Source organism: Synechococcus sp. OH30 (assembly GCF_047462175.1).
Classification (GTDB): Bacteria; Cyanobacteriota; Cyanobacteriia; order Thermostichales; family Thermostichaceae; genus Thermostichus.
In genome coordinates this window covers 78,203-97,294 of sequence record NZ_JANSIP010000005.1, presented here as the reverse complement: position 1 = coordinate 97,294, position 19,092 = coordinate 78,203, and the positions used below count along the sequence as shown (strand labels likewise).

Here is a 19,092-nt window from a genome sequence, read left to right as displayed (position 1 = left end):
CCTTTAGCAGGCCTAATCGGAAATAATTAAGGCAATTTTGCCAAGAACAGATCCCTGCTCCAGCAAGCGATGGGCCGCAGAAGCTTCGGCCAGCGGAAAGGTGTGGCTGAGGTGGATACGCAGTTGGCCTTGGTCGATGAGGCGGGCGCATTGCCTGAGAATCTCTGCCTGATTTTGCTGGGCAGCCACAAGATTCTTTAGCATCGGCGTAAGCATCAGCTCAAAGCCTACCCGTAGGTTGCGGTCGCGGGCCACCCGCCAATCCGTCTCTGGGGCCGGCGCCAACAGCGTGACGAGATCGCCGTACACCCGCACAGCCGGAAAGGTCTGCTCCAGCACTGGGCCACCCACGGTATCCAGGGCCAGATCTACTCCTTCCCCACCCGTCCAGTCCAAAACGGCCCGCACAAAGTCAGTCTGGCGGTAGAAGATGGGCAGGCTAGCTCCCAGAGAACGGACGAACTCGGCCTTTTCTGGGGTGCTCACGGTGGTGGCGACTTCACATCGCCGCAGGCGGGCCAGTTGGATGGCCACATGACCTACCCCGCCGGCGCCAGCGTGGATAAGCACCTTTTGGCCAGTCTGCAGCCGCCCCCGGTCGTAAAGGGCCTCCCAGGCAGTAATCAACACCAGGGGAGCAGCGGCAGCCTCGGCAAAGCTAAGGGTTTTGGGCTTGGGGGCCACAAAGCGCTCATCCACCACGATGAGCTCAGCATAGTTCCCCCCCTGCTTGCCCAGGCCGCCATAGCAGAAGTAAACCTCGTCTCCAACCCGAAACTGCCGCACTCCGGCCCCCACCGCTTCCACAACGCCAGCGCCGTCACATCCCAAAATGGCCGGCATCTCTTCCGGGTAGAAGGTGCCCCGCCGCCGCAGCTTGGTGTCGATGGGGTTGACGCCGGCAGCCTTGAGACGAACACGCAGCTCCCGCTCGCCGCGGATCTGGGGATCAGGTACCTCCTGCAGTTGCAGAACCTCCGGCCCGCCGGGCACGTTCATGACAACAGCTTTCATGTCTTTCGGGGCTTTTGGCTGGGATCCACAGGGTGCCCCCCTTGGGTTCCAGCAAGGGAGGCTCTCAATGGCTAGTAGCATAAGCGAAGAGAGCTGCCTCTGGGAAGGAAGCCCCCTCCATTTGGAATCCCCACCGCTACAGGGGGTGGCAGCTCTCTAGTTGGCTAGGGCCTGCAGCTTGCTCACCCCCCTACGCAGCAGGACTAGCGCCTAGATATCGGTTTCACTCAGCTTGGCGCTCATGTAATCGAAGGGCTCGGCTACAAAGCTGTAATCCTCGTCGGTGCCAAGCAGCTCTAGGGCACGCTGCTTCATGTTTTGGATCCCAATGACGGTTGGAGCAATCGGCACCCCCAGGGAGTTGTAGGTCTCCCGCAGACCGGCCAAAACGCGCTCGTCCAAAATGCTATTGTCGGCAGCCACCAGGGCGTAGGAAGCATAGCGCAGGAAGTAGTCCATATCCCGCAGGCAGGTGGCGTAGCGGCGAGTGGTATAGGCGTTGCCTCCTGGGCGGAGCAGCTCCGGCACTTGGGCAAACATGGCCGCAGCAGCCGTCTTGACGATGTCCACCGAGTTGAGGTTGATGACCTGCACGGCTTTGATGCGCCGCAACCCGGAATCGTAAAAGGCCCTGAGAGCCTCCATGGCATCCCGATCGAGGTAGCGGCCTGTCAGATCGTAGGTTTTGATCAAAGTGGTTACGGCATCGCGCATATCCCCAACTCCGTTTTTGTGGCGTCTCAAAGAGCTAGGTCAAGCCTCCCCCCCTCAGGACCGATCCCTGAGGCGTTTTCCGCCCTTGGTTGGCTCTCCCGCAGTCTATCACACGGAGGATCTTCCCCGACAGGGAAATCAGGGATCCGGCAACAGCACCCGTAGCGGCTTAAGCAGTCTGCCTTGCCATTGTCCCAACCCTAAGAACGTTCCTTGCTCGCTCTTTACCCGTACGCTCTTGGCCGTAGCCTGGGCAAAATCTAGGGGAATGGCCTGACCTTGCTGCCAGCGGCGGGCCTCAGGGGGTGAGAGCAAGACCACCTCCCAGCCAGCAAAGCCCCACTCAATGGGCAGTAGGGCAGCGGCAGGATTGGCGGATCCCTGCCACCCCTCAAGAGGCCAGCTCTCTTCAAGGCGAAAAGGGCCACTTTGCAGCCGCCGCAGCTGGCTCATCAAACCGCCACAGCCAAGTTTTTCCCCCACATCGCGGGCAAGGGCGCGGATGTAGGTGCCGGGGCCACAGGCAATCTCTAGATCCACTTCCGGGAATTCGCCGGGACGCCAGTCCAGGATCTGCAGCTGCCGAATCACCACCCGCCGTGGCTCTAGCCCTAGTTCGGCAGCCTTTGCCCCCGCCCGGGCTAGCTCATAAAGCTTTTTCCCCTGCCGCTTGACGGCGCTGTAAAGGGGCGGTACCTGCCAAATCTCGCCGACAAATTTTTGCAAACACTCCTCCACCTGCTCGCGACTGAGCTGCGGACAGGGGGATCCCAGCTCCACCTCCCCCTCGGTGTCGTCAGTGTTGCTGCGCTGACCAAAGCGGAAGGTTGCCCGATAAACCTTATCCCCCGGCAGAAAGGCCAAAAAGCGCGTCGCCCGCCCCACGGCAATGGGCAAAACTCCCGTTGCCGCCGGATCCAGGGTGCCCCCATGCCCCACCTGGCGGGTGCGCAAGGTTCGCCGCACTGCCGCCACACAGTCGTGGGAGGTGAGCCCTGCCGGCTTATCCAGGTTGAGAAAGCCCTCTAGGGATCCCATACTCTGCATCAATAGTGAAGATTTGTAACTAGGCTGCCGCAGCGCTTAACATGGGGTTGACTTCTGTGGCCAAGTTTGAAGCGCTTATGGCTCACTCTGACACGTTACCTCAGCCTCTCTGGCAACGCCTGCTGATGATTGCCCCTTTTTTCCTCTGGGGTTCGGCAATGGTGGCGATGCGAGATGCCCTCTCCGAGACCACTCCTCTCTTCATTGCCATTCTGAGGCTGTTGCCAGCCGGGCTCCTCGTTTTGGCCTTTCGGCTTTGGCAGGGGCGGGTCTCTAACGTCTCTCAGCCCTGGCATCCTCAGGGATTGCGGGGCTGGCTGTGGGTCTTGGCCTTTGCCCTCGTGGACGCCACCTGTTTTCAAGGCTTTTTGGCGCGAGGGCTGCAGGAGACCGGCGCTGGCTTGGGATCCGTGTTGATTGACTCGCAGCCGCTGGCAGTAGCTCTGATGGCCAGCTGGTTTTACCGGGAGCGGCTGGGAGCGCTGGGCTGGCTGAGCCTGGGGCTAGGCGTGGTCGGCATTAGCTTGATTGGCCTGGGAGGGGAGGGATCCCTGCAGCTAGGACCTGGCGTTGGCTGGATGTTGCTGGCCTCCCTGTCGATGGCCATCGGCACGGTGATGATGCCCAAGGTAGCAGAGGTGGCAGACCCAGTATTGGCAACCGGCTGGCACATGGTGCTGGGTAGCTTGCCTTTGATCCTGCTTTCGGCGCTCACAGAAAGCCAGCAGTGGCAGCACCTAAGCGGCCTCCACTGGCTGGGCTTGCTCTATGCTTCGGTGATGGGAAGCGCCGTGGCCTATGCCCTGTTTTTCTACTTTGCCTCCCAAGAAAACCTCACCGAGTTTAGCTCCCTGACCTTTCTCACCCCGGTGTTTGCCCTCTTCTTCGGCAACACCCTCCTAGGCGAAACCCTCACCCCCCGACAGTGGGTGGGGGTAGGTATCACCCTGCTCTGCGTGTACGGGATCAACCACCGGCAGGAATGGCAGGAGCGCCTGCCTCTGCTCTGGAAGGGCATCCTTGCCCCCCGCCCTGTTGAAGTTGGCGAGGGCGAGTCTAAGTAAATGCTCCCCGATGCTAGCTCTCTCCAGGGCCAGTTGCCAGCAGCATTGGGGTTGGCAGTAGAGATGAGCCTGCAAGGTGGCTTCTAGGTGGGGACTCTAAGGACGGCGCTTCTTCTCTCGGGCTGCTGGGCTGCGTTGCTGGGGGAGGGATCCCTCAAGGGGGTAGAAACCCCATTGCCTCTCGCACCTTTTGGAGGGTTTGCTCGGCCACGGCGCGAGCCTTGGCAGCATTTTCTCGCATCAGCAGCTGGAGGTAGTCAGGGTCACTCCCGATCTCCCGGTAGCGCTGTTGAATGGGCTGGAGAGTGGCAATGATACTGTCGGCAAGAAGAGGTTTGAACTGCCCCCACCCCATCTCAGCACATTCAGCCGCCACCTCCTCCTTGCTCTTGCCGGAGGTGAGCATGTAGATTGTCAGCAAATTGTGGGCCTCTGGGCGGGCCGGGTCGTCGAAGGTAATGCCGCGGATTGAGTCGGTCTTAGCTTTTTGAATCTTTTTGCGAATTGTATCTGGATCGTCCAGCAGGTGGATACGGCTGAACTCGGAGGGATCCGACTTGGACATCTTGCGCGTGCCATCCGTTAGGCTCATAATCCGCGCCCCCTGCGGGCGAATTAGCGCCTCGGGGATTACAAATGTTTCTCCAAAGCGGTCGTTAAAGCGGCGGGCAATGTCCCGACAGAGCTCGATGTGCTGCCGCTGATCCTCTCCCACAGGTACATACTTGGGCTGGTAGAGGAGAATATCCGCCGCCTGCAAAATTGGGTAGCTAAACAGGCCAACGCTCGTTTCCTCGCCCTGCTTCTCTTTTTTTTCCTTGTACTGGATCATGCGCTCCGCCCAGTTCATGGGAGTGATGGTGGCAAACAGCCAGGCCAGCTCCGTGTGGGCAGGCACATGGGACTGCACAAACAGCACGCAATGCTCCAGCTTGAGGCCACAGGCCAAATAGAGGGCAAACAGGGAACGGGTGCGCTCCCTCAACAGCCTGGGATCCTGGGGCACAGTAACAGCGTGCTGGTCCACAATACAAAAGAAGTTCTCATAGTGCTCCTGCTCGGCCACCCAGTTTTTAATAGCCCCTAGGTAATTGCCCAGGTGCAGCTCCCCGGAGGGCTGAATGCCAGAAAAGGTGCGCGGCTTGGCCATAGCACTCTCAAAGCCAACAAGAGGGCGGACAAAAGCCTTTTTCAGGATATCAAGAGAGCCGCAGCCCTTCATTATGGAAGTTAAGATACCCAACTCAACCCCATGTCAGACCCCCAACCCGAGCCGCTTCGCTCTGCCAATCACTACGTGCTGCTGATCCCGGGCCTGCCAGAGCAATTTCTCAGCTCTGAGGAATTGCAGGAGTTCCTCGTGCAGCTCCTGCAAGAGCATCCCCACCTGGTGGATGCGGATCTGGCCCGCTACCCCACTCCCCAAGCCCAGGCCCAACGGCTCATCGATACGACTTGCGAGCTGGAAGTCTTTCCTGGTGAAACCGTGCAGTGGCACCCGGTGCGCCTCAGCAAGCGCCGCTCAGCCTCTTCTGGGCCAGGCTCAACCTAAAGGCTTCGCGGGCGTGGTACAACGCAAAAAGGGTAGGTCCTATCCCAGGCTCCAAAGGAGGTCAACCATGCCGCGCAGCATGAAGAACGACAACTTCATTGACAAAACTTTCACGGTCATGGCCGACCTAATCCTAAAGTTGCTGCCAGGGGTGAGTTCGGACGAGAAGAAAGCCTTTGCCTACTACCGAGACGGCATGGCAGCCCAGAGCGAAGGGGAATACGCCGAGGCCCTAGAAAACTACCGCGCAGCTTTGGCTCTGGAGCAGGACGACCAAGACCGCAGCTACATTCTCTACAACATGGGCTTGATTTACCAAAGCACCGGTGACCTGGACAAAGCCCTGGAGTACTACCACCAGGCCTTAGAGCTAAACCCACGCCTCTGTTCAGCCCTCAACAACATTGCCGTTTTGCTACACCACAAGGGTGAGCAGAGTCTGCAAGCTGGGGATGAAGAAACGGCGGAGGCCCTGTTTGACGAGGCCGCCCGCTACTGGATCCGCGCCATTCGCATTGCCCCCAACAACTACATCGAGGCCCAAAATTGGCTGAAAACCACAGGACGCGCCAACCTAGAGCTGTATTGAGCTGCCCCCCTTGAGGTCTGGCTGCAGTAAACTCAGCGGTAGCTCACAGGGCAAAGGAAACAATGCTGACACGGGAAGAGGTACGCCACGTCGCTCATCTGGCACGGCTTGAGCTTACCGAGGAAGAGGAAATCCAGTTTACCCAGCAACTGGCAGATATTTTGGCCTACGTAGAACAGCTTCAGGAACTGGATACCGAAGGCGTAGAGCCTACCTTCCATGTCCTCGATATCGAGCTGCCCACCCGCCCCGATGAGGTGCAGCCCTACTCCAATGTCGAAGGGATCCTGGCTAACGCCCCCGACCGCGCTGACAGGTTCTTCAAGGTGCCCCGCATTTTGGAGGAGGAAGACTAAAAGCCGCATTCTTTCTAACCTCTGCCCTACGGCTAGAGGGTGAGATCCCTGCCGACTTTGGCCAACTCAGCAGCAGAAGAAGGCTTGGGCCAGTGGGTGAAGAGCCGCCTGCTCCTCCCTCAGCTACCCACCCAGCCAGCCGGGCCAGCAAACCCTTTGCACTGGCTGCCTGCGGCTAACTACCCCAGCTTCTCCCCGGCACTAAGGGGGAGGGTACCCCCAACTCCAAGGCCTACGGCCCGCTGCGGCAAGGGAGCTGCCCTCTTGCCAGCGGAGCCGCCTACCCAGAGGCCCCTTATTCACCGCAGCAGGGCAGAGCGCTTGGCAGGAATGCTGCAGCCTGCGCCGTAGCCTCGGCTCTCCTCTAGCGGGATCGCCTAGCTACTCAATCCCCTCAATCCGGTCTTCAACTTGCTGATAGAGCTCCTGCAGGCGCTCGATATTGGCTTGGGAAGTTTGCCAGTAGCCGCGCCCGTGCACCTCCAGCAGGGTGCCGACAATGCGCCGGAAGGAGTGGGGGTTGAGGTTCATCAGCCGCTGGCGCATTGCCTCGTCCTTGATGAAGGTCTCATTAGCTTCCTCGTAGATCCAGTTGTCCACCGCACCTGCCGTGGCCGACCAGCCGGAGGTGTTCACCAGCCGCTTGGCAATCTCCCGCACCCCTTCATAGCCGTGCTTGAGCATGCCCTCGTACCACTTGGGATTGAGAAGCTTAGTGCGAGCATCCAGCCGGATCGTCTCACTCAGGGTGCGGATCTGGGCATGGGGCGTGGTGGTATCGGCAATGTAGGCTGCGGGAGCCTTGCCGTCTGGGCGCAAGCTCTGCACCAACTTGGTGGGATCCGCGTCGAAGTAGTGGCTGACATCCGTCAGGCTAATCTCCGACGAATCCAGGTTTTGGAAGGTCACGTCCACCGTCTTTAGGCTGGCCTCAAAAAGCTGCCGCATCTGCTGGTTGGGCAGATTCGAGCCAAAGGCAAAGGACTTGCGGGATAGATACATCTCCCGCAGCTCGCTCTCGTCCTCCCAGGAGCTGTTTTCCACCGCCAGGCTAATGTTGGCCGAGTAGGAGCCGGAGGCGTTGGAAAAGACCCGCGTTGCCGCCTGCTCCAGCGTCAGCCCCAGCTCCTTGGCCTGCTGGAGGGCGTGCTTGCGCACAAAGTTGAGCTCCAGCGGCTCATCGGCCAGGGCCGCCAGCTTCACTGCCCGGTCGAGGAGAGCCATTTGGTTGACAAAGAGATCCCGGAACACGCCGGAGCAGTTGACCACCACGTCAATGCGGGGACGCCCCAGCTCCTCCAGGGGGATGAGCTCCACCTTGTTCACCCGCCCCAGGGCATCCGGCTTGGGACGCACCCCCAGCAAACACAGCACCTGGGCTAGCGATTCCCCATAGGTCTTGATGTTGTCCGTGCCCCAGAGCACCACCGAGATGGTTTCCGGGTACCTGCCGCCGTTGGCGCTCAACTCGCGGGCTAGCAGCCGCTCCACCACGATCTCCGCCGACTTGATGGCCGCTGCGGTGGGGATGGACTGGGGATCCAAAGCATGGATGTTGCGCCCCGTCGGCAACACATTGGGGTTGCGGATGGGATCCCCGCCGGGCCCCGGTGGGATGTACTCCCCTTCCAAGGCCCGCAGCAGCGATCCCAGCTCGTAGTCAGCCGTAATTTGCTTAAGGCACTCTTCCAAAAACTCGAACAAAGGCTTGAGTAGCTCCGCATCCACCTGGGGATAGCCCGCCTCCTTCAGGGCCACCAGCCAGGGGGCCTGCCGTCCCATGTTGAAAAAGTTGAGCTTGGCCACCCTGGAGACCCGCCCCTGGGCGTCGGTTTGCTCCTGCACCAGGGCCGCCACTGCCTTGTGGCAGGCCTTGTTGATGCGGTCCAGCAGCTCCGTATCCGCCAGGTGCCCCCGATCCCGGTTGCGGTAGATCTCGTCAATATCCCGGCCCAGGCTCTGGGCAATAATGCGAGGCAGGCCAAGGATCCCTTCTTCTGGGCGGTCAATGCTGGCGATGCTGACCAGCGTGGCAATGGCCTCCTCTGCCGTGGGGGGCGCCCCGATGACATGCAGACCACAGGGCAATAGCCGCGACTCAATCTCCATTAGCTTGGCGTAGAGCTTGCCCACCACTGTGTCCCGTTCTTCCAGACTCAGCTGGGCAGCATCCCCCTCTGGCAGCTCCACATCCTTATCCAGGTTGACCAGGCGCGCCTTGTCACAGATGGCGTTGACAATGGCAATGCCCCGTGCCCCCTCCCGCAGGGTTTGGTAAGAGCCAATCAGCTCCCGCAGCTCCTGCAGCCCCTTGTAGAGGCCGGCATTCTCTGCCGGCGGTGTCAGGTAGCTGATGGTGCAAGCGTAGCCGCGCCGCTTGGCAATGGTGGCCTCGCTGGGATTGTTGGCGGCGTAGTAGTAGAGGTTGGGCAGGGATCCAATCAAATTATCCGGGTAGCACTCGCCCGACATGCCAATTTGCTTACCGGGCATGAACTCCAAAGAGCCATGGGTGCCAAAGTGCACCACCACATCGGCTCCCCACACCTTCTCCAAATAGGTGTAGTAGGCCGCAAAACCATGGTGGGGGCTGGCCGATCTAGAAAAAAGCAGCCGCATGGGATCCCCTTCGTAGCCAAAGGTGGGCTGCACCCCAATGAACACGTTGCCAAAGTGCTTGCCGTAAATCAGCAGATTTTGCCCATCAGTGTTCAGGTGCCCTGGGGGTGGCCCCCAATATTTCTCAATGGCTTTGACATAGGGGGTCAGGGCCTCGTATTCCCGCACCGACAGCTTGGCAGCCACGTTCAACTCTGGGCTGGCGTACTGGGCCTGGGCATCGTGCAGGATGGACTCCATCAACTCCTGCGGTGTTTTGGGCAGCTCTGGCCCCAGGTCGTAGCCGTTGTTGGCCAGGGCCTGCATGACGCGGTGGATGGAGGCAAACACATCTAGGTAGGCTGCTGTCCCCACATTGCCTTTGTCTGGCGGGAAGCTGAAGACAGTGATGGCGATCTTCTTCTCCAGCTTGGGCTTGCGCCGCAGATTGGCCCACTTGAGGGCCCGCGCTGCAATCAGCTCAATCCGATCCTGCAGAGCATGGGCTTTGCCGGTGACGGCGTCTCGCCCCGAGAGGATGATTGGCTCGATGGCCCCGTCCAGCTCAGGAATGGCAACTTGCAGCGCCACCTGCACCGGGTGCAGGCCTAAGTCACTAGCAGCCCATTCCTCGGTGGATTGAAACACCAAGGGCAGGGCCACCATGTAGGGGCGATTCAACCGCTGCAGCGTCTCCACAGCCTTGGGGTGATCCTGCCGCGCCGGGCCCCCCACTAGGGCAAAGCCGGTTAGGGACACCACCACATCCACAATTGGGGCTGTCTTCTGCTCGTTCCAGAAAAACTCGTTCACCGGCTTGGAGAAGTCCAAGCCGCCGGCAAACACCGGCACCACCCGTGCCCCCCGCGACTCCAGCTCCTGCACCATCGCCACGTAGTGGGCATCGTCCCCCGTCACCAGGTGGGTGCGCTGCAGCACCAACCCCACGCAGGGAGCCAAGGGATCCTTTACGTCTTCTGGCAGATCCTCGCGGGCATTGTACCAATCCCAATACTCCGCCAGGCTGGCAAACATCTGCGGCGCTAGGGGATGCCAAATGCCCATCTCCAAATAGGTCACTGGCTCGGCAAAGGAGAGCTGTCCCCGCATCCCCGGCAGGTAGCGATCCGCCAGCATCAGCAAAAAGTTCTCCAGGTTCTCGCGGGATCCGCCCAGCCAGTACTGGAAGCTAAGCATGAAGTTGCGGGCATCCTGGGCCTTGTCAAAGGGCAGGTACTTCAGCACCTTGGGCAGGGTCTGCAGCAGCTTTAGCATCCCCTCTTGGAAGTTGGATCCCTGTTGGCGCTTGCGCATGAACTGGGCAATGGCGCTCTTGGACTGGCCCAGTTGCGCCATGGAAAAGGATCCCAGCTTATTAAGGCGCATCACCTCCGGCATGGAGGGGAACACCACCACTGCATCCAGCCGCTCCCGCAGGGGTTCTACTGCCTGTACTACCTTCTGGGCGATGTCCTCAATGAAGATCAAGGAGCCGATAAAGACATTGGCCGTCTCCAGATCCCGCTGGAAAGCCTCATACCCCGAGGGATCCCGCAGCTCCTCCACCAGATACCCAGACAGCTCCACTGCCAGCTTGGGGTTGTGGGCGTTGATGCGCTGGACTGCCGCCGTCAGGGCACTCTGATACTGCGGCTCCAACACCACGTACACCACCTTCATCAGTCGGCGTCCCCCCAGCTCAGCAGGGGCCACGTGGCGGGTGATGGGCTTAACCAGAGTAAACATGCGGTCGCTCTCCGTCCTGCAACGCCAAAAAGCAAGTAGGCCGGGAATGGGCATTCTTCCCTAGCACCTGTTTCCCGTTCTACCAGAGAACTGGATCCCTGCCGGGGGCATGACGCCAGTCTCGTAACAATTCGCAATAATTGCAAAGGGGGGCTCTCCTCTTGGCAAAAGCCCAAGGATATGGCCCCGGAAGAGCCGAGTGCGGCTCTCTTGCACCCTACGAGGTAGAATCGAGGCTTTCCTCACTCTATTTACTGTTGGAAATTGCAACCTTTTTAGGCCATCATAGCGGCCTTCTCTAAAAGCTTTAGGGAGTCCTCCTGGCCAGCGCCCAGTTTCTGCGTACCCCAATAACCTTGAAATGAGCTAGCGGTTGAGGCTTGCAGTCTGAGGCAGTCAGCAAGTTCACTAGAGAGTTATCTACTTTCAGAGGCCAGGAAAACCACTTCCCGTCCTTCTGTTGGGCAAACTTCCGCGTGAGTACAAAGGTTGGCTAACTTGTATAATTTCATCCCAGACTTAGTCCTAGAAGACTTAGTCTCCTAGTCTCGGAAACACTGCCAGCAAGGAAGCCACAGGAGCTGTGCTAGGCTAGGGGGTTAGTCATTGAAATCAGCATGCGGGCCCATTACTTACAACATGTGGCGTTTGAAGGTCTCGGCTACATAGAGTCCTGGCTCAAAGCCAAGGGATACCCTGTAACGGGCACAAAGTTCTTTGAATCGACAAGATTGCCGAGCCTGGATGAATTTGACATGCTCATCGTCATGGGTGGCCCCATGAGTGCCAATGACGAAAGCGCGTTCCCTTGGCTGGTGCAGGAGAAGGAGTTTATCCGCAATGCCATCGAGGCCGGCAAGTCCATTTTGGGCATCTGTCTGGGGGCGCAACTGATTGCCAGCGCAATGGGTAGCCGCGTGTTTCCAAATCGTGTTAAGGAAATAGGCTGGTGGCCCGTGCAAGGGATCCAACCAGCGAACGAGCTGGCCTTTCCTTTTCCGCCCTCGATTGAGGTTTTTCACTGGCACGGGGAAACCTTCGAGCTGCCCCCTGGTGCACTTCACCTTGCCAAAAGCGAAGGCTGTGAGAACCAGGCCTTTCAGCTTGGGCGTTCAGTGATTGGCCTCCAGTTTCACTTGGAAACCACGCCAGAATTGGTGCAGGGGCTTGTCTCCCACTGCCGCGACGAGTTATTGCCATCTACCTATGTGCAGTCGGAAGCAGAGATCCTCTCAGCTCCCCCTGAGAAGTACCAAGCCATAAACCGTCTCATGGGCGAGGTGCTCTCCTTTCTCTGTCGCTCCGATCCCTAGCCCCGCGCCGCGCTCTAGAGGGTGGCCAGAGCCGTAAGATGCATCTGCAAGCCAAAGTTCCAAGGGGATAGACGTGGGCCATCAGGTTTTGGGACTGGGGATCGCAGGTTGGTCGGCTGCACGGCTGCTGCGGGCCCAAGGAAAAGAGGTGTGGGTCTGGGACGAGCAGGATTCGGAGCTCTTGCGGCAACGGCAGGCAGAGCTGGAACAAGAAGGGATCCCTGTCCACTTGGGCCAGCCTTTTCAACTGCTGCCGGGAGTGGAGCAGGTGGTGGTCAGCCCGGGCATTGCCTGGGATCACCCCTTGCTGCAAGAGGCGCGTCGGCAAGGGATCGAGGTGGTGGGAGAGGCGGAGCTGGCCTGGCAGTTCCTTGAGCATCTGCCTTGGGTAGGAATCACGGGCACCAACGGCAAAAGCACCACCACGGCCCTGGTGGCGGAGATGTTCAAAGCGGCAGGGCTAGAAGGGATCCCCTGCGGCAACATTGGCTTACCTCTGTCTCAGGTGGCGCTGGAGACCTGGCAAGGGCAGCGGCGGCCGGATTGGATCGTGGCAGAGCTAAGCAGCTACCAACTGGAGGCCAGCAGCCGTCTGATGCAGAGCTCCCCTGGCAGCCCACCCCGCATTGGGGTATGGACCACCTTCACCCCCGATCACCTAGAGCGGCACGGCACCCTGGAGCGCTACGCCGGCTTTAAGGCGCGGCTGCTGGAGCGGGCCCAGTGGCGGGTGGTCAACGGCGAGGATCCCTACCTCTTTCGCCGGCGGCGAGACTGGGAAAACACCTACTGGGTTTCCCTGCAAGATCCGCAAGCGGATGTCTTCCTGCGGGGGAGCACCCTTTACATCCAGGGGGAAGCGGTGGCGGAGCTGGAGGATTTTGCCGAGCGCTGCCCTGGTCCTCACAACTTGCAGAACTTGCTCTTGGCGGCAGCAGCTGCCCATCTGGCCGGGATCCCTAACACTGCCATTCAGGGAGCCATCCGCTCTTTTGCTGGCATGCCCCATCGCTTGGAGCGGGTAGCCCAAATCCAGGTGGGATCCACCCCCATCCGCTTTGTCAACGACAGCAAGGCCACCAACTACGAGGCCGGCTGGGTGGCCCTCAACGCCCTCTCCCCGCCCATCATCCTCATTGCCGGTGGAAGGGCCAAACAGGGGGATCCCTCGGCCTGGCTGCGGCTTATTCAGGCTAAGGTGGCCCGCGTGTTGCTCATTGGGGAGGCTGCTCCTGCCCTGGCCCAGGCTCTCCGGGCAATCCGCTATACTGACGTCGAGATCCTGCCAACTCTAGAGGTAGCGGTGGAAAGGGCCTTTGCAGCCGCTTGCTCCCTAGCGCAAGCCCTGGCGGATCCCGCTCGGCCCATTACCGTTTTGCTGTCGCCCGCTTGTGCCAGCTTTGACCAGTACCCCAGCTTCGAGCACCGTGGCCACCACTTCCGCGCCTGTTGCCAAGCCCTTGTGGGATCCCTGGAATGCTGAAGCGCGCTGGCTGCGCTGGCTGACGCTGGTTTGGCTGGCGGCGGGCTTGATGATGCTGTTTTCGGCCTCCTACCCGGTGGCGCAGCAGACTACTGGCGATGGCCTCTATTTCTTTAAGCGCCAGTTGCTCTGGGCAGGGCTGGGGCTGGCCTGCTTCGCACTTCTAGTGCACATCCCTTTGCGGCGCTGGTTCCCCTGGGCCGGGATCCTCTGTCTGCTGGGCATTGGCTTAGTCTGGGCTACCCAGGTGCCGGGGCTGGGGGTTTCCCGCCTGGATGCCAGCCGCTGGCTGGATTTGAAGGTGATCCCGGTGGTCATCCAGCCTTCGGAATTGCTCAAGCCTCTGTTGGTGCTGCAGGGGGCCTGGGTGTTTGGCCGTTGGTTTTACTACCCCGCCTGGTTTCGCGGCGTCTGGGTTGGGCTCTTTGCTTTGGCGCTGCTAGGGATCCTCCTCCAGCCCAACTTGGGCACCACCGCCATCTGCGGCCTTACCCTCTGGGTCATGGCCTGGACTGCCGGGCTCCCCGTTTTTACCCTCTTGGCTACAGCAGGACTGGGGATCCTGGCGGCTGTGGTGAGCATTCTCAGCAAAGACTACCAGCGGCGGCGCATCCTTGCCTTTTTGGATCCCTGGGGGAATGCCCAAGGGGATGGCTACCAGTTGGTGCAAAGCCTTTTGGCTATTGGCTCAGGGGGCTGGTGGGGCAAAGGCTATGGCCTTTCTCTGCAAAAGCTGTTCTACTTGCCCATCCAGTACACGGATTTCATCTTTGCGGTGTATGCAGAAGAGTTTGGCCTGGTGGGATCCCTCTTCTTTCTAGGGCTATTGAGCGCCTACACCTGGGTAAGCTTGCGGGTCATGCGGCGCTGTCTCGACCTGCCCACGCGGCTGGTGGCCTGTGGCTGTTTGATGTTTTTGGTGGGGCAGGCACTGCTGAATATCGGCGTGGTCACTGGCTTGCTGCCAACTACAGGGGTGCCCTTGCCGCTGTTTAGCTACGGCGGCAGCTCAACTCTCTCTGGACTAATTATGGCGGGACTGCTGGTGCGGGCTGCCCGCGAGGTGGGCTGACCACTTTACTCGGCAGCCAGTAGATAGAGACTTTGGGGTTCAGAAGGGATCAACCGGTACGGATCCGCCTGGTTAAGCTCCCGACAGAGGCGAGCAAAAGACTGGAGACTTTCAAGGCGCTCCGTGAGCTCGCTGAGGGTGTCTAAGTATTCAGCTAAAGCCGCTTGAGAAAGGTACCAAGACTTGTCCAGCTCTTGGAAGTAGGTCATCTGAAACTCGACAGAAAGATTCTTTTCCCTAAGGAAGCGCTGCTCCGGTGTAAGCGCTCGATCAAATGGGGAAAGACGAGCAATGCGCTGGATGCGCTCGCTAGAGATGCGGCCAGCAAAGCCGGGAGCTTTGTACGTATAGGCCGTCCGGAGCTGAGGTCGATCCGCTGGCAAGAGAGCGGCACACCACCTTTCGCTTAGTTCCCGGAAACGAGGAACCTCGAAGTCCAGGGCATCGACGGCATCTTGCAGGTACCCATGCTTAAGCAGAAGCTGGGATTCCGCCGCTAGGGAAACTGCCCAACCCTTGAGGGCAATATCGCCAAGCAGTAGGCAGTGGGCCTGGCGCTCAACAGGGATCTGATGGGCTTGGTCGGAGAAAAAAATGCGGGCTTCCGCCAGCGCCTTAAGGGCATCGCGAGGAGAAGCCTCCGGGAATCGGTGCAAACTAACCAGCTCCGCCTGCAGCTTGGCAAGACTTTGGATGAAAAGGGCACGCTGCAAATTGGAGATAGCCAATAGGATTTCGGCTCTACTCTGAACGGCCAAAGCTTGCAAATAGGCCAGTTGGTCGGAAAGTGTATCTAGCTTTTGCTGGATGTCTTGGATCCCTTCCCTAACAATCTTCTCTAGGCGGGCAATAGAGTCTTGCAACTGATTCAGGCGGAAATGCATGTAGGTAAAGCCAATAGCGCTAACCCCCAGGTTTAAAACGCTAGCGCCAGCAGCTACCTGAGAAAGCCCCAAAATCTTGGTGGCAGTCTGCTGCAGAACCTCAAGCTTTCGATGAGTGGCTTGGTGACCAAGGGCATTAATCACGGATTCAGGAGATACCGGCGCATTCATCAGCAAGCTGGTCAGGCCAGGAGCTTCGGCCAAATGCTTGACGATGCGACCCGTGGCAGCTTCTCGAACAACGCCACCGTAGCGAACCAGGGATCCATCCAAAAGGCCACTGACAATCGAAGGAGAAGCAAAAAGGAGAGTTGGAATGAGCATGACTTACGCTCCCAAAGTTCCGGTCACACAAGGTAGAAACCCTTGTTGGCAAAGGAGTTCAAATGCAATGGGGGGGAAATCCAGACAATCTTTGCTTTACCGGCTAGAGCCAGAAACGCATCCCTTCGCTCAAGAGGACTCGCATCTTTGCGAAGTCCAGGAAGCTCCTCGTCAGCTTCGAGAGCCACTAGATAAAAAGCACTTTCATCATTGAGATTTTCAGCCAGAAACTTCTCGACTTCCTCTTTCAGAGCCTCAAACTCTTTCTGTGTGCCTCTCCAGATATACTTTGAGTTTTTATACAGAAGCTCACACACATTCTTCTCTGTTATTTTTTGTCCGGGAAAAAGGTGAGAAAAGTATTCGCGAAACTGGCTAGCCCTCGAGGCTAGCACGACCCAACTTTCGCGTTCGGAAGGCTTGGGTTCGGGCAAATTTTCGGGCGAGGCTAGCACGACCGAACTTTCGCGTTCGGAAGGTTTGGGTTCGGGCAAATTTTCGGGCGAACTTGCTACAAGCAAAGGCGAACTTGCTACAAGCAAAAGTAATGCTACAACAACAGCCCACCCTGGCCCCCAAACAGCACCACCGACGATAGCTACAATCATTACAGCAGCTAGCCTAAGAAGCTGTCTCTGCTCTTTGTCGTTCTCACTCATCACTTCCACTCCCTATGCGAGACAAGGTCTGAATATGGCTTTCAATTGCATTCTTCCTATTTTCCAGATCTTTGGCCATGGCTACCGCTTGGCTAAGGTTCTCATCAATCACCTTCCTTTGCCTCTCTAGCTCATCCATAGAAAGATCAAGCGCCTTTCTGACCAATTCTTGAGTAGCCTCTCTTAGTTCTTCCATGTAACCAATGATCCATTCTTTCAGAACTTGCCACAATTTTCGCTTACCAGCATCTGCTCCGCTTGACCACTCCTCAGCCATCTTATCGAAGCTGGGTACAATTAGCTGTTGATAGAACTCCGTCCCAACTTTAGCTATCTTGTACTTCTTGCCTCCAAAGCAAGATCTAGGCTCCTCGACTATTGTAGTTTTGTCCTTCTTTGTAGTCTCTATCTTTGCTCTTTTATTAAAGAGAAAGACATCTTGCGTAAGGCGCAAGGGCTCGCTTCTCAGCTTAACGCCAGTTTGAATCAATTCCTGGATCCCTAGCTTATCTTCCTCAGAGACTGTGAGGATTTCTTCAACGGCTCCAATAAGGTTTGCAATAAGCTGAGAGATCAATGAGTTCGCAAATCTCTCAAAAGTTTGAGCCTTCGCCTGTAACAGAAACTCGGCCCTATGTTCGAGAGCGTCCCTAACCGATTGGTAGAGAGCTAAAACAGCGCGCTCAGCTCTTTCTATCTTCTCATGAGGCTTTTTGGTTTTCTCCTCAACAGGTACTCTCAGAATCAGGCTGTCTCCCTGACACTCACAATCCCTCAACGTTCTGAGTGTCATGTCGCAAGATCTAGCAACGAGGTTGGCAATGTGAGCAGGGATCACTTCTTTCAGAGAATCTTCTAGCGGATAAACACCAATTTCTTGCTTGAGTGCATCTCGAACTGGAGCAATGATTTTATTAATCAAATCTTTAACTTGCTCGTCCACAAAGTCAATAAAATCGGGAAACCCCTGCCAGCCCTTCTTTCTGGCTTCCTCCTCAATCTTTGATAGGGACTCAGGAGTGCCACTAGCACTGGCAACTTGGTTGAGTAAGTCTGTAATGTCAGCGATAAACGATTGGGCAACTTGATTGATTGCTTCCTTGCATTGCTCTTGTCTCTCTTGAATATATTTTCTTTGCCTATCTACTTCCTCTAGCGTCTGAATTCGTCTTGTATTGATTATGACATCTAGGGCACTGCTAATCTCTCTAGCTGAGTTGATCACTTGTAGCACTGCCGGGAGAATAACAACTCTTGCAGTGTCTGCTTGAATCCTTTCTCGCAATGCCCTCCATAGCAAGTTGCCGCCGCTCCACTCTCGGATGTAGCCAAGCAAGAGCCTAGTGTCATTGTCAGATATTGCCTGCCCTTCCTCGACTTTGTTTTCAAGGTCTGCTATCCAAGACTTCAGCTCCCTATCACCTCTTGTAGAAGCCTTGATGAGATTAGCACAGTCTTCAAAAAGAGCGCTGAGCATCCATTGTCTAGTACTGGGATCCACATCCGATCCTTCGGAAGAGTTGGCTCCCCAGGCACATTGGGCATAGAAGAGCGCCTTAGCAGAGAGCGGAATGATAAAAGGCAGCTCTGGAAGATCCAGAATCTCCTTAATTTCCTCTCTCAGCTCCTCGACCTTTTGCTCTAGAGGGTTGTCGGTTTGATTTCGCATGTCAACCCTATTGAGCAAGAAGATCATCAAGCTGGTTTGACCTCGGAGAAACTCCACAACATCCTTTAGCTCTCTCAAGAGGGCTTCTCGTCTTTGCCAATCTGTCTGAGAGTAATCCAGTGCAACGAGGCTAAAGCACTTGCTGACATGCTCTTGGATGATCCTGAGGCTTGTTCTATCTTGGATTGAGTTCAGGCCAGGCAAGTCATAAATCTCAACCTGTAAGCCCTCAGGCAGGTTTAACAGAGAAGAAGCCCTGACAGGAAGGAGCGGACACTCAACGTCTATCTGAGGGATGACTACCTCGGCTTCATCCTCCTTCTTCCTCTTCTTTCGCCGCTCTTGGTGGTAAGCCTCCATTGTCAGCTTGAGCCTGCTGTAGATCTCTTCGTCCCTCAGGTCTTCCCAGGTGCCGCACTCCCAGGTGGCTCCTTTTGTATTGTGGATAACTAGCTTGCTCCGCTCGCCGTGCCTAATCCGTAGGATTCCGGCACTCATCTCCTGGGCCTCGATAGGCGCGATTTTCCGACCAATGAGAGCGTTGACAATGGTGGACTTGCCTGAAGAGGTGGTGCCAATGGTGGCAATCCGGAAGGAGGGCTTCCGCAGGCGGGCATCGGCCTCTTCGTAGACAACCCGAAAGGCTTCCAGCTTCTCCAGCAGCACGGAGTTGCTGACTACGTCGTGGTATTCGTTAACGATCCCAGCAATGAGGTTGCCCAGGGCAAATAGGGAGTCTTTCGCGGTTTGCAAGGCTACCGAGGGATCCGGAGAGTCAAGGCTGTAACGCGCTCCATCAAAGAGGGTTGAAGATGACATGTCGGCAGTTCTCAAGCCGCTTCGCTGGCATTATATCCATCTTGCTGATACCGTCGTTCGTTTCCTTCGCATTGTTTTCAGCGTTCTTCTTGCCAGCAATACTCATTCAGTAGCATAAAAAACAGTTCTAAAAGGCACAGAGCTGCCGGCACTTCTGGGATCAGCGAGAGCTAGTTTGGCAGATGGAGC

Annotated in this window: 15 protein-coding genes; 7 read left to right on the top strand and 8 right to left on the bottom strand. The window is 57.6% G+C overall.

The window, feature by feature from the left end; genetic code table 11:
* Positions 1-12: 12 nt before the first annotated feature.
* From NW830_RS07515 to truB, 3 genes are all read right to left on the bottom strand, one after another.
* On the bottom strand, positions 13-1,014 hold the full coding sequence (locus NW830_RS07515; protein ID WP_414361356.1) for a zinc-dependent alcohol dehydrogenase family protein: 1,002 nt from the start codon (positions 1,012-1,014) through the stop codon (positions 13-15).
* A gap of 210 nt (positions 1,015-1,224) precedes the next feature.
* Positions 1,225-1,728 (bottom strand): allophycocyanin subunit beta, encoded by a 504-nt coding sequence (apcB, locus tag NW830_RS07510; protein ID WP_414361358.1) that lies wholly within the window; start codon positions 1,726-1,728, stop codon positions 1,225-1,227.
* Between the two features lie 138 nt (positions 1,729-1,866).
* Positions 1,867-2,766 carry a tRNA pseudouridine(55) synthase TruB gene (gene truB, locus NW830_RS07505; protein WP_414404631.1) on the bottom strand — a complete coding sequence of 300 codons (900 nt, stop codon included), beginning with the start codon at positions 2,764-2,766 and terminating at the stop codon, positions 1,867-1,869.
* Between the two features lie 86 nt (positions 2,767-2,852).
* Between truB and NW830_RS07500 the strand changes: the two genes are divergently transcribed.
* Positions 2,853-3,839, top strand: coding sequence for a DMT family transporter (locus tag NW830_RS07500; protein WP_414361362.1), 987 nt, complete (start codon positions 2,853-2,855; stop codon positions 3,837-3,839).
* A gap of 154 nt (positions 3,840-3,993) precedes the next feature.
* Here NW830_RS07500 and trpS read toward each other — a convergent pair whose 3' ends face one another.
* The gene (gene trpS, locus NW830_RS07495; protein ID WP_414361364.1) at positions 3,994-4,989 is read right to left on the bottom strand and encodes a tryptophan--tRNA ligase; all 996 of its coding nucleotides are present in this window, start codon (positions 4,987-4,989) and stop codon (positions 3,994-3,996) included.
* Positions 4,990-5,091: 102 nt separating this feature from the next.
* Here trpS and NW830_RS07490 point away from each other — a divergent pair, with 102 nt between their 5' ends.
* The 3 genes from NW830_RS07490 to gatC all read left to right on the top strand — a co-directional run bounded on the left by NW830_RS07490 (position 5,092) and on the right by gatC (position 6,336).
* Entirely contained in the window at positions 5,092-5,391 is a 300-nt protein-coding gene (locus NW830_RS07490; RefSeq protein WP_414361366.1) for a chlororespiratory reduction protein 7, read from the top strand.
* Positions 5,392-5,458: 67 nt separating this feature from the next.
* The gene (locus NW830_RS07485) at positions 5,459-5,980 is read left to right on the top strand and encodes a photosystem I assembly protein Ycf3 (RefSeq protein ID WP_414361368.1); all 522 of its coding nucleotides are present in this window, start codon (positions 5,459-5,461) and stop codon (positions 5,978-5,980) included.
* A 62-nt stretch (positions 5,981-6,042) separates the two neighbouring features.
* A complete protein-coding gene (gatC, locus tag NW830_RS07480; protein ID WP_414361370.1) occupies positions 6,043-6,336 on the top strand; it encodes an Asp-tRNA(Asn)/Glu-tRNA(Gln) amidotransferase subunit GatC in 294 nt (97 codons plus the stop codon).
* Positions 6,337-6,717: 381 nt separating this feature from the next.
* Here the strand turns inward: gatC and NW830_RS07475 are convergent, their stop codons facing one another.
* A complete protein-coding gene (locus tag NW830_RS07475; protein WP_414361372.1) occupies positions 6,718-10,680 on the bottom strand; it encodes a magnesium chelatase subunit H in 3,963 nt (1,320 codons plus the stop codon).
* 617 nt (positions 10,681-11,297) lie between these two features.
* Between NW830_RS07475 and NW830_RS07470 the strand changes: the two genes are divergently transcribed.
* The 3 genes from NW830_RS07470 (at position 11,298) to NW830_RS07460 (ending at position 14,548) form a co-directional block, all read left to right on the top strand.
* Complete coding sequence (locus tag NW830_RS07470; RefSeq protein WP_414361374.1) at positions 11,298-11,993, top strand: type 1 glutamine amidotransferase; 696 nt, start codon at positions 11,298-11,300, stop codon at positions 11,991-11,993.
* 73 nt (positions 11,994-12,066) lie between these two features.
* On the top strand, positions 12,067-13,476 hold the full coding sequence (murD, locus tag NW830_RS07465; protein WP_414361376.1) for a UDP-N-acetylmuramoyl-L-alanine--D-glutamate ligase: 1,410 nt from the start codon (positions 12,067-12,069) through the stop codon (positions 13,474-13,476).
* The gene (locus NW830_RS07460; protein ID WP_414361378.1) at positions 13,421-14,548 is read left to right on the top strand and encodes an FtsW/RodA/SpoVE family cell cycle protein; all 1,128 of its coding nucleotides are present in this window, start codon (positions 13,421-13,423) and stop codon (positions 14,546-14,548) included. Before murD ends, NW830_RS07460 begins: the two co-directional genes overlap by 56 nt.
* Before the next feature lie 5 nt (positions 14,549-14,553).
* Here the strand turns inward: NW830_RS07460 and NW830_RS07455 are convergent, their stop codons facing one another.
* From NW830_RS07455 to NW830_RS07445, 3 genes are read right to left on the bottom strand one after another with little or no spacing between them, the layout of a single operon-like run.
* Positions 14,554-15,756: a hypothetical protein gene (locus NW830_RS07455; protein ID WP_414361380.1), complete on the bottom strand. Its 1,203-nt coding sequence runs from the start codon at positions 15,754-15,756 to the stop codon at positions 14,554-14,556.
* 23 nt (positions 15,757-15,779) lie between these two features.
* On the bottom strand, positions 15,780-16,415 hold the full coding sequence (locus tag NW830_RS07450) for a hypothetical protein (protein WP_414361382.1): 636 nt from the start codon (positions 16,413-16,415) through the stop codon (positions 15,780-15,782).
* Entirely contained in the window at positions 16,408-18,903 is a 2,496-nt protein-coding gene (locus tag NW830_RS07445) for a dynamin family protein (protein WP_414361384.1), read from the bottom strand. Before NW830_RS07445 ends, NW830_RS07450 begins: the two co-directional genes overlap by 8 nt.
* Positions 18,904-19,092 lie beyond the last annotated feature (189 nt).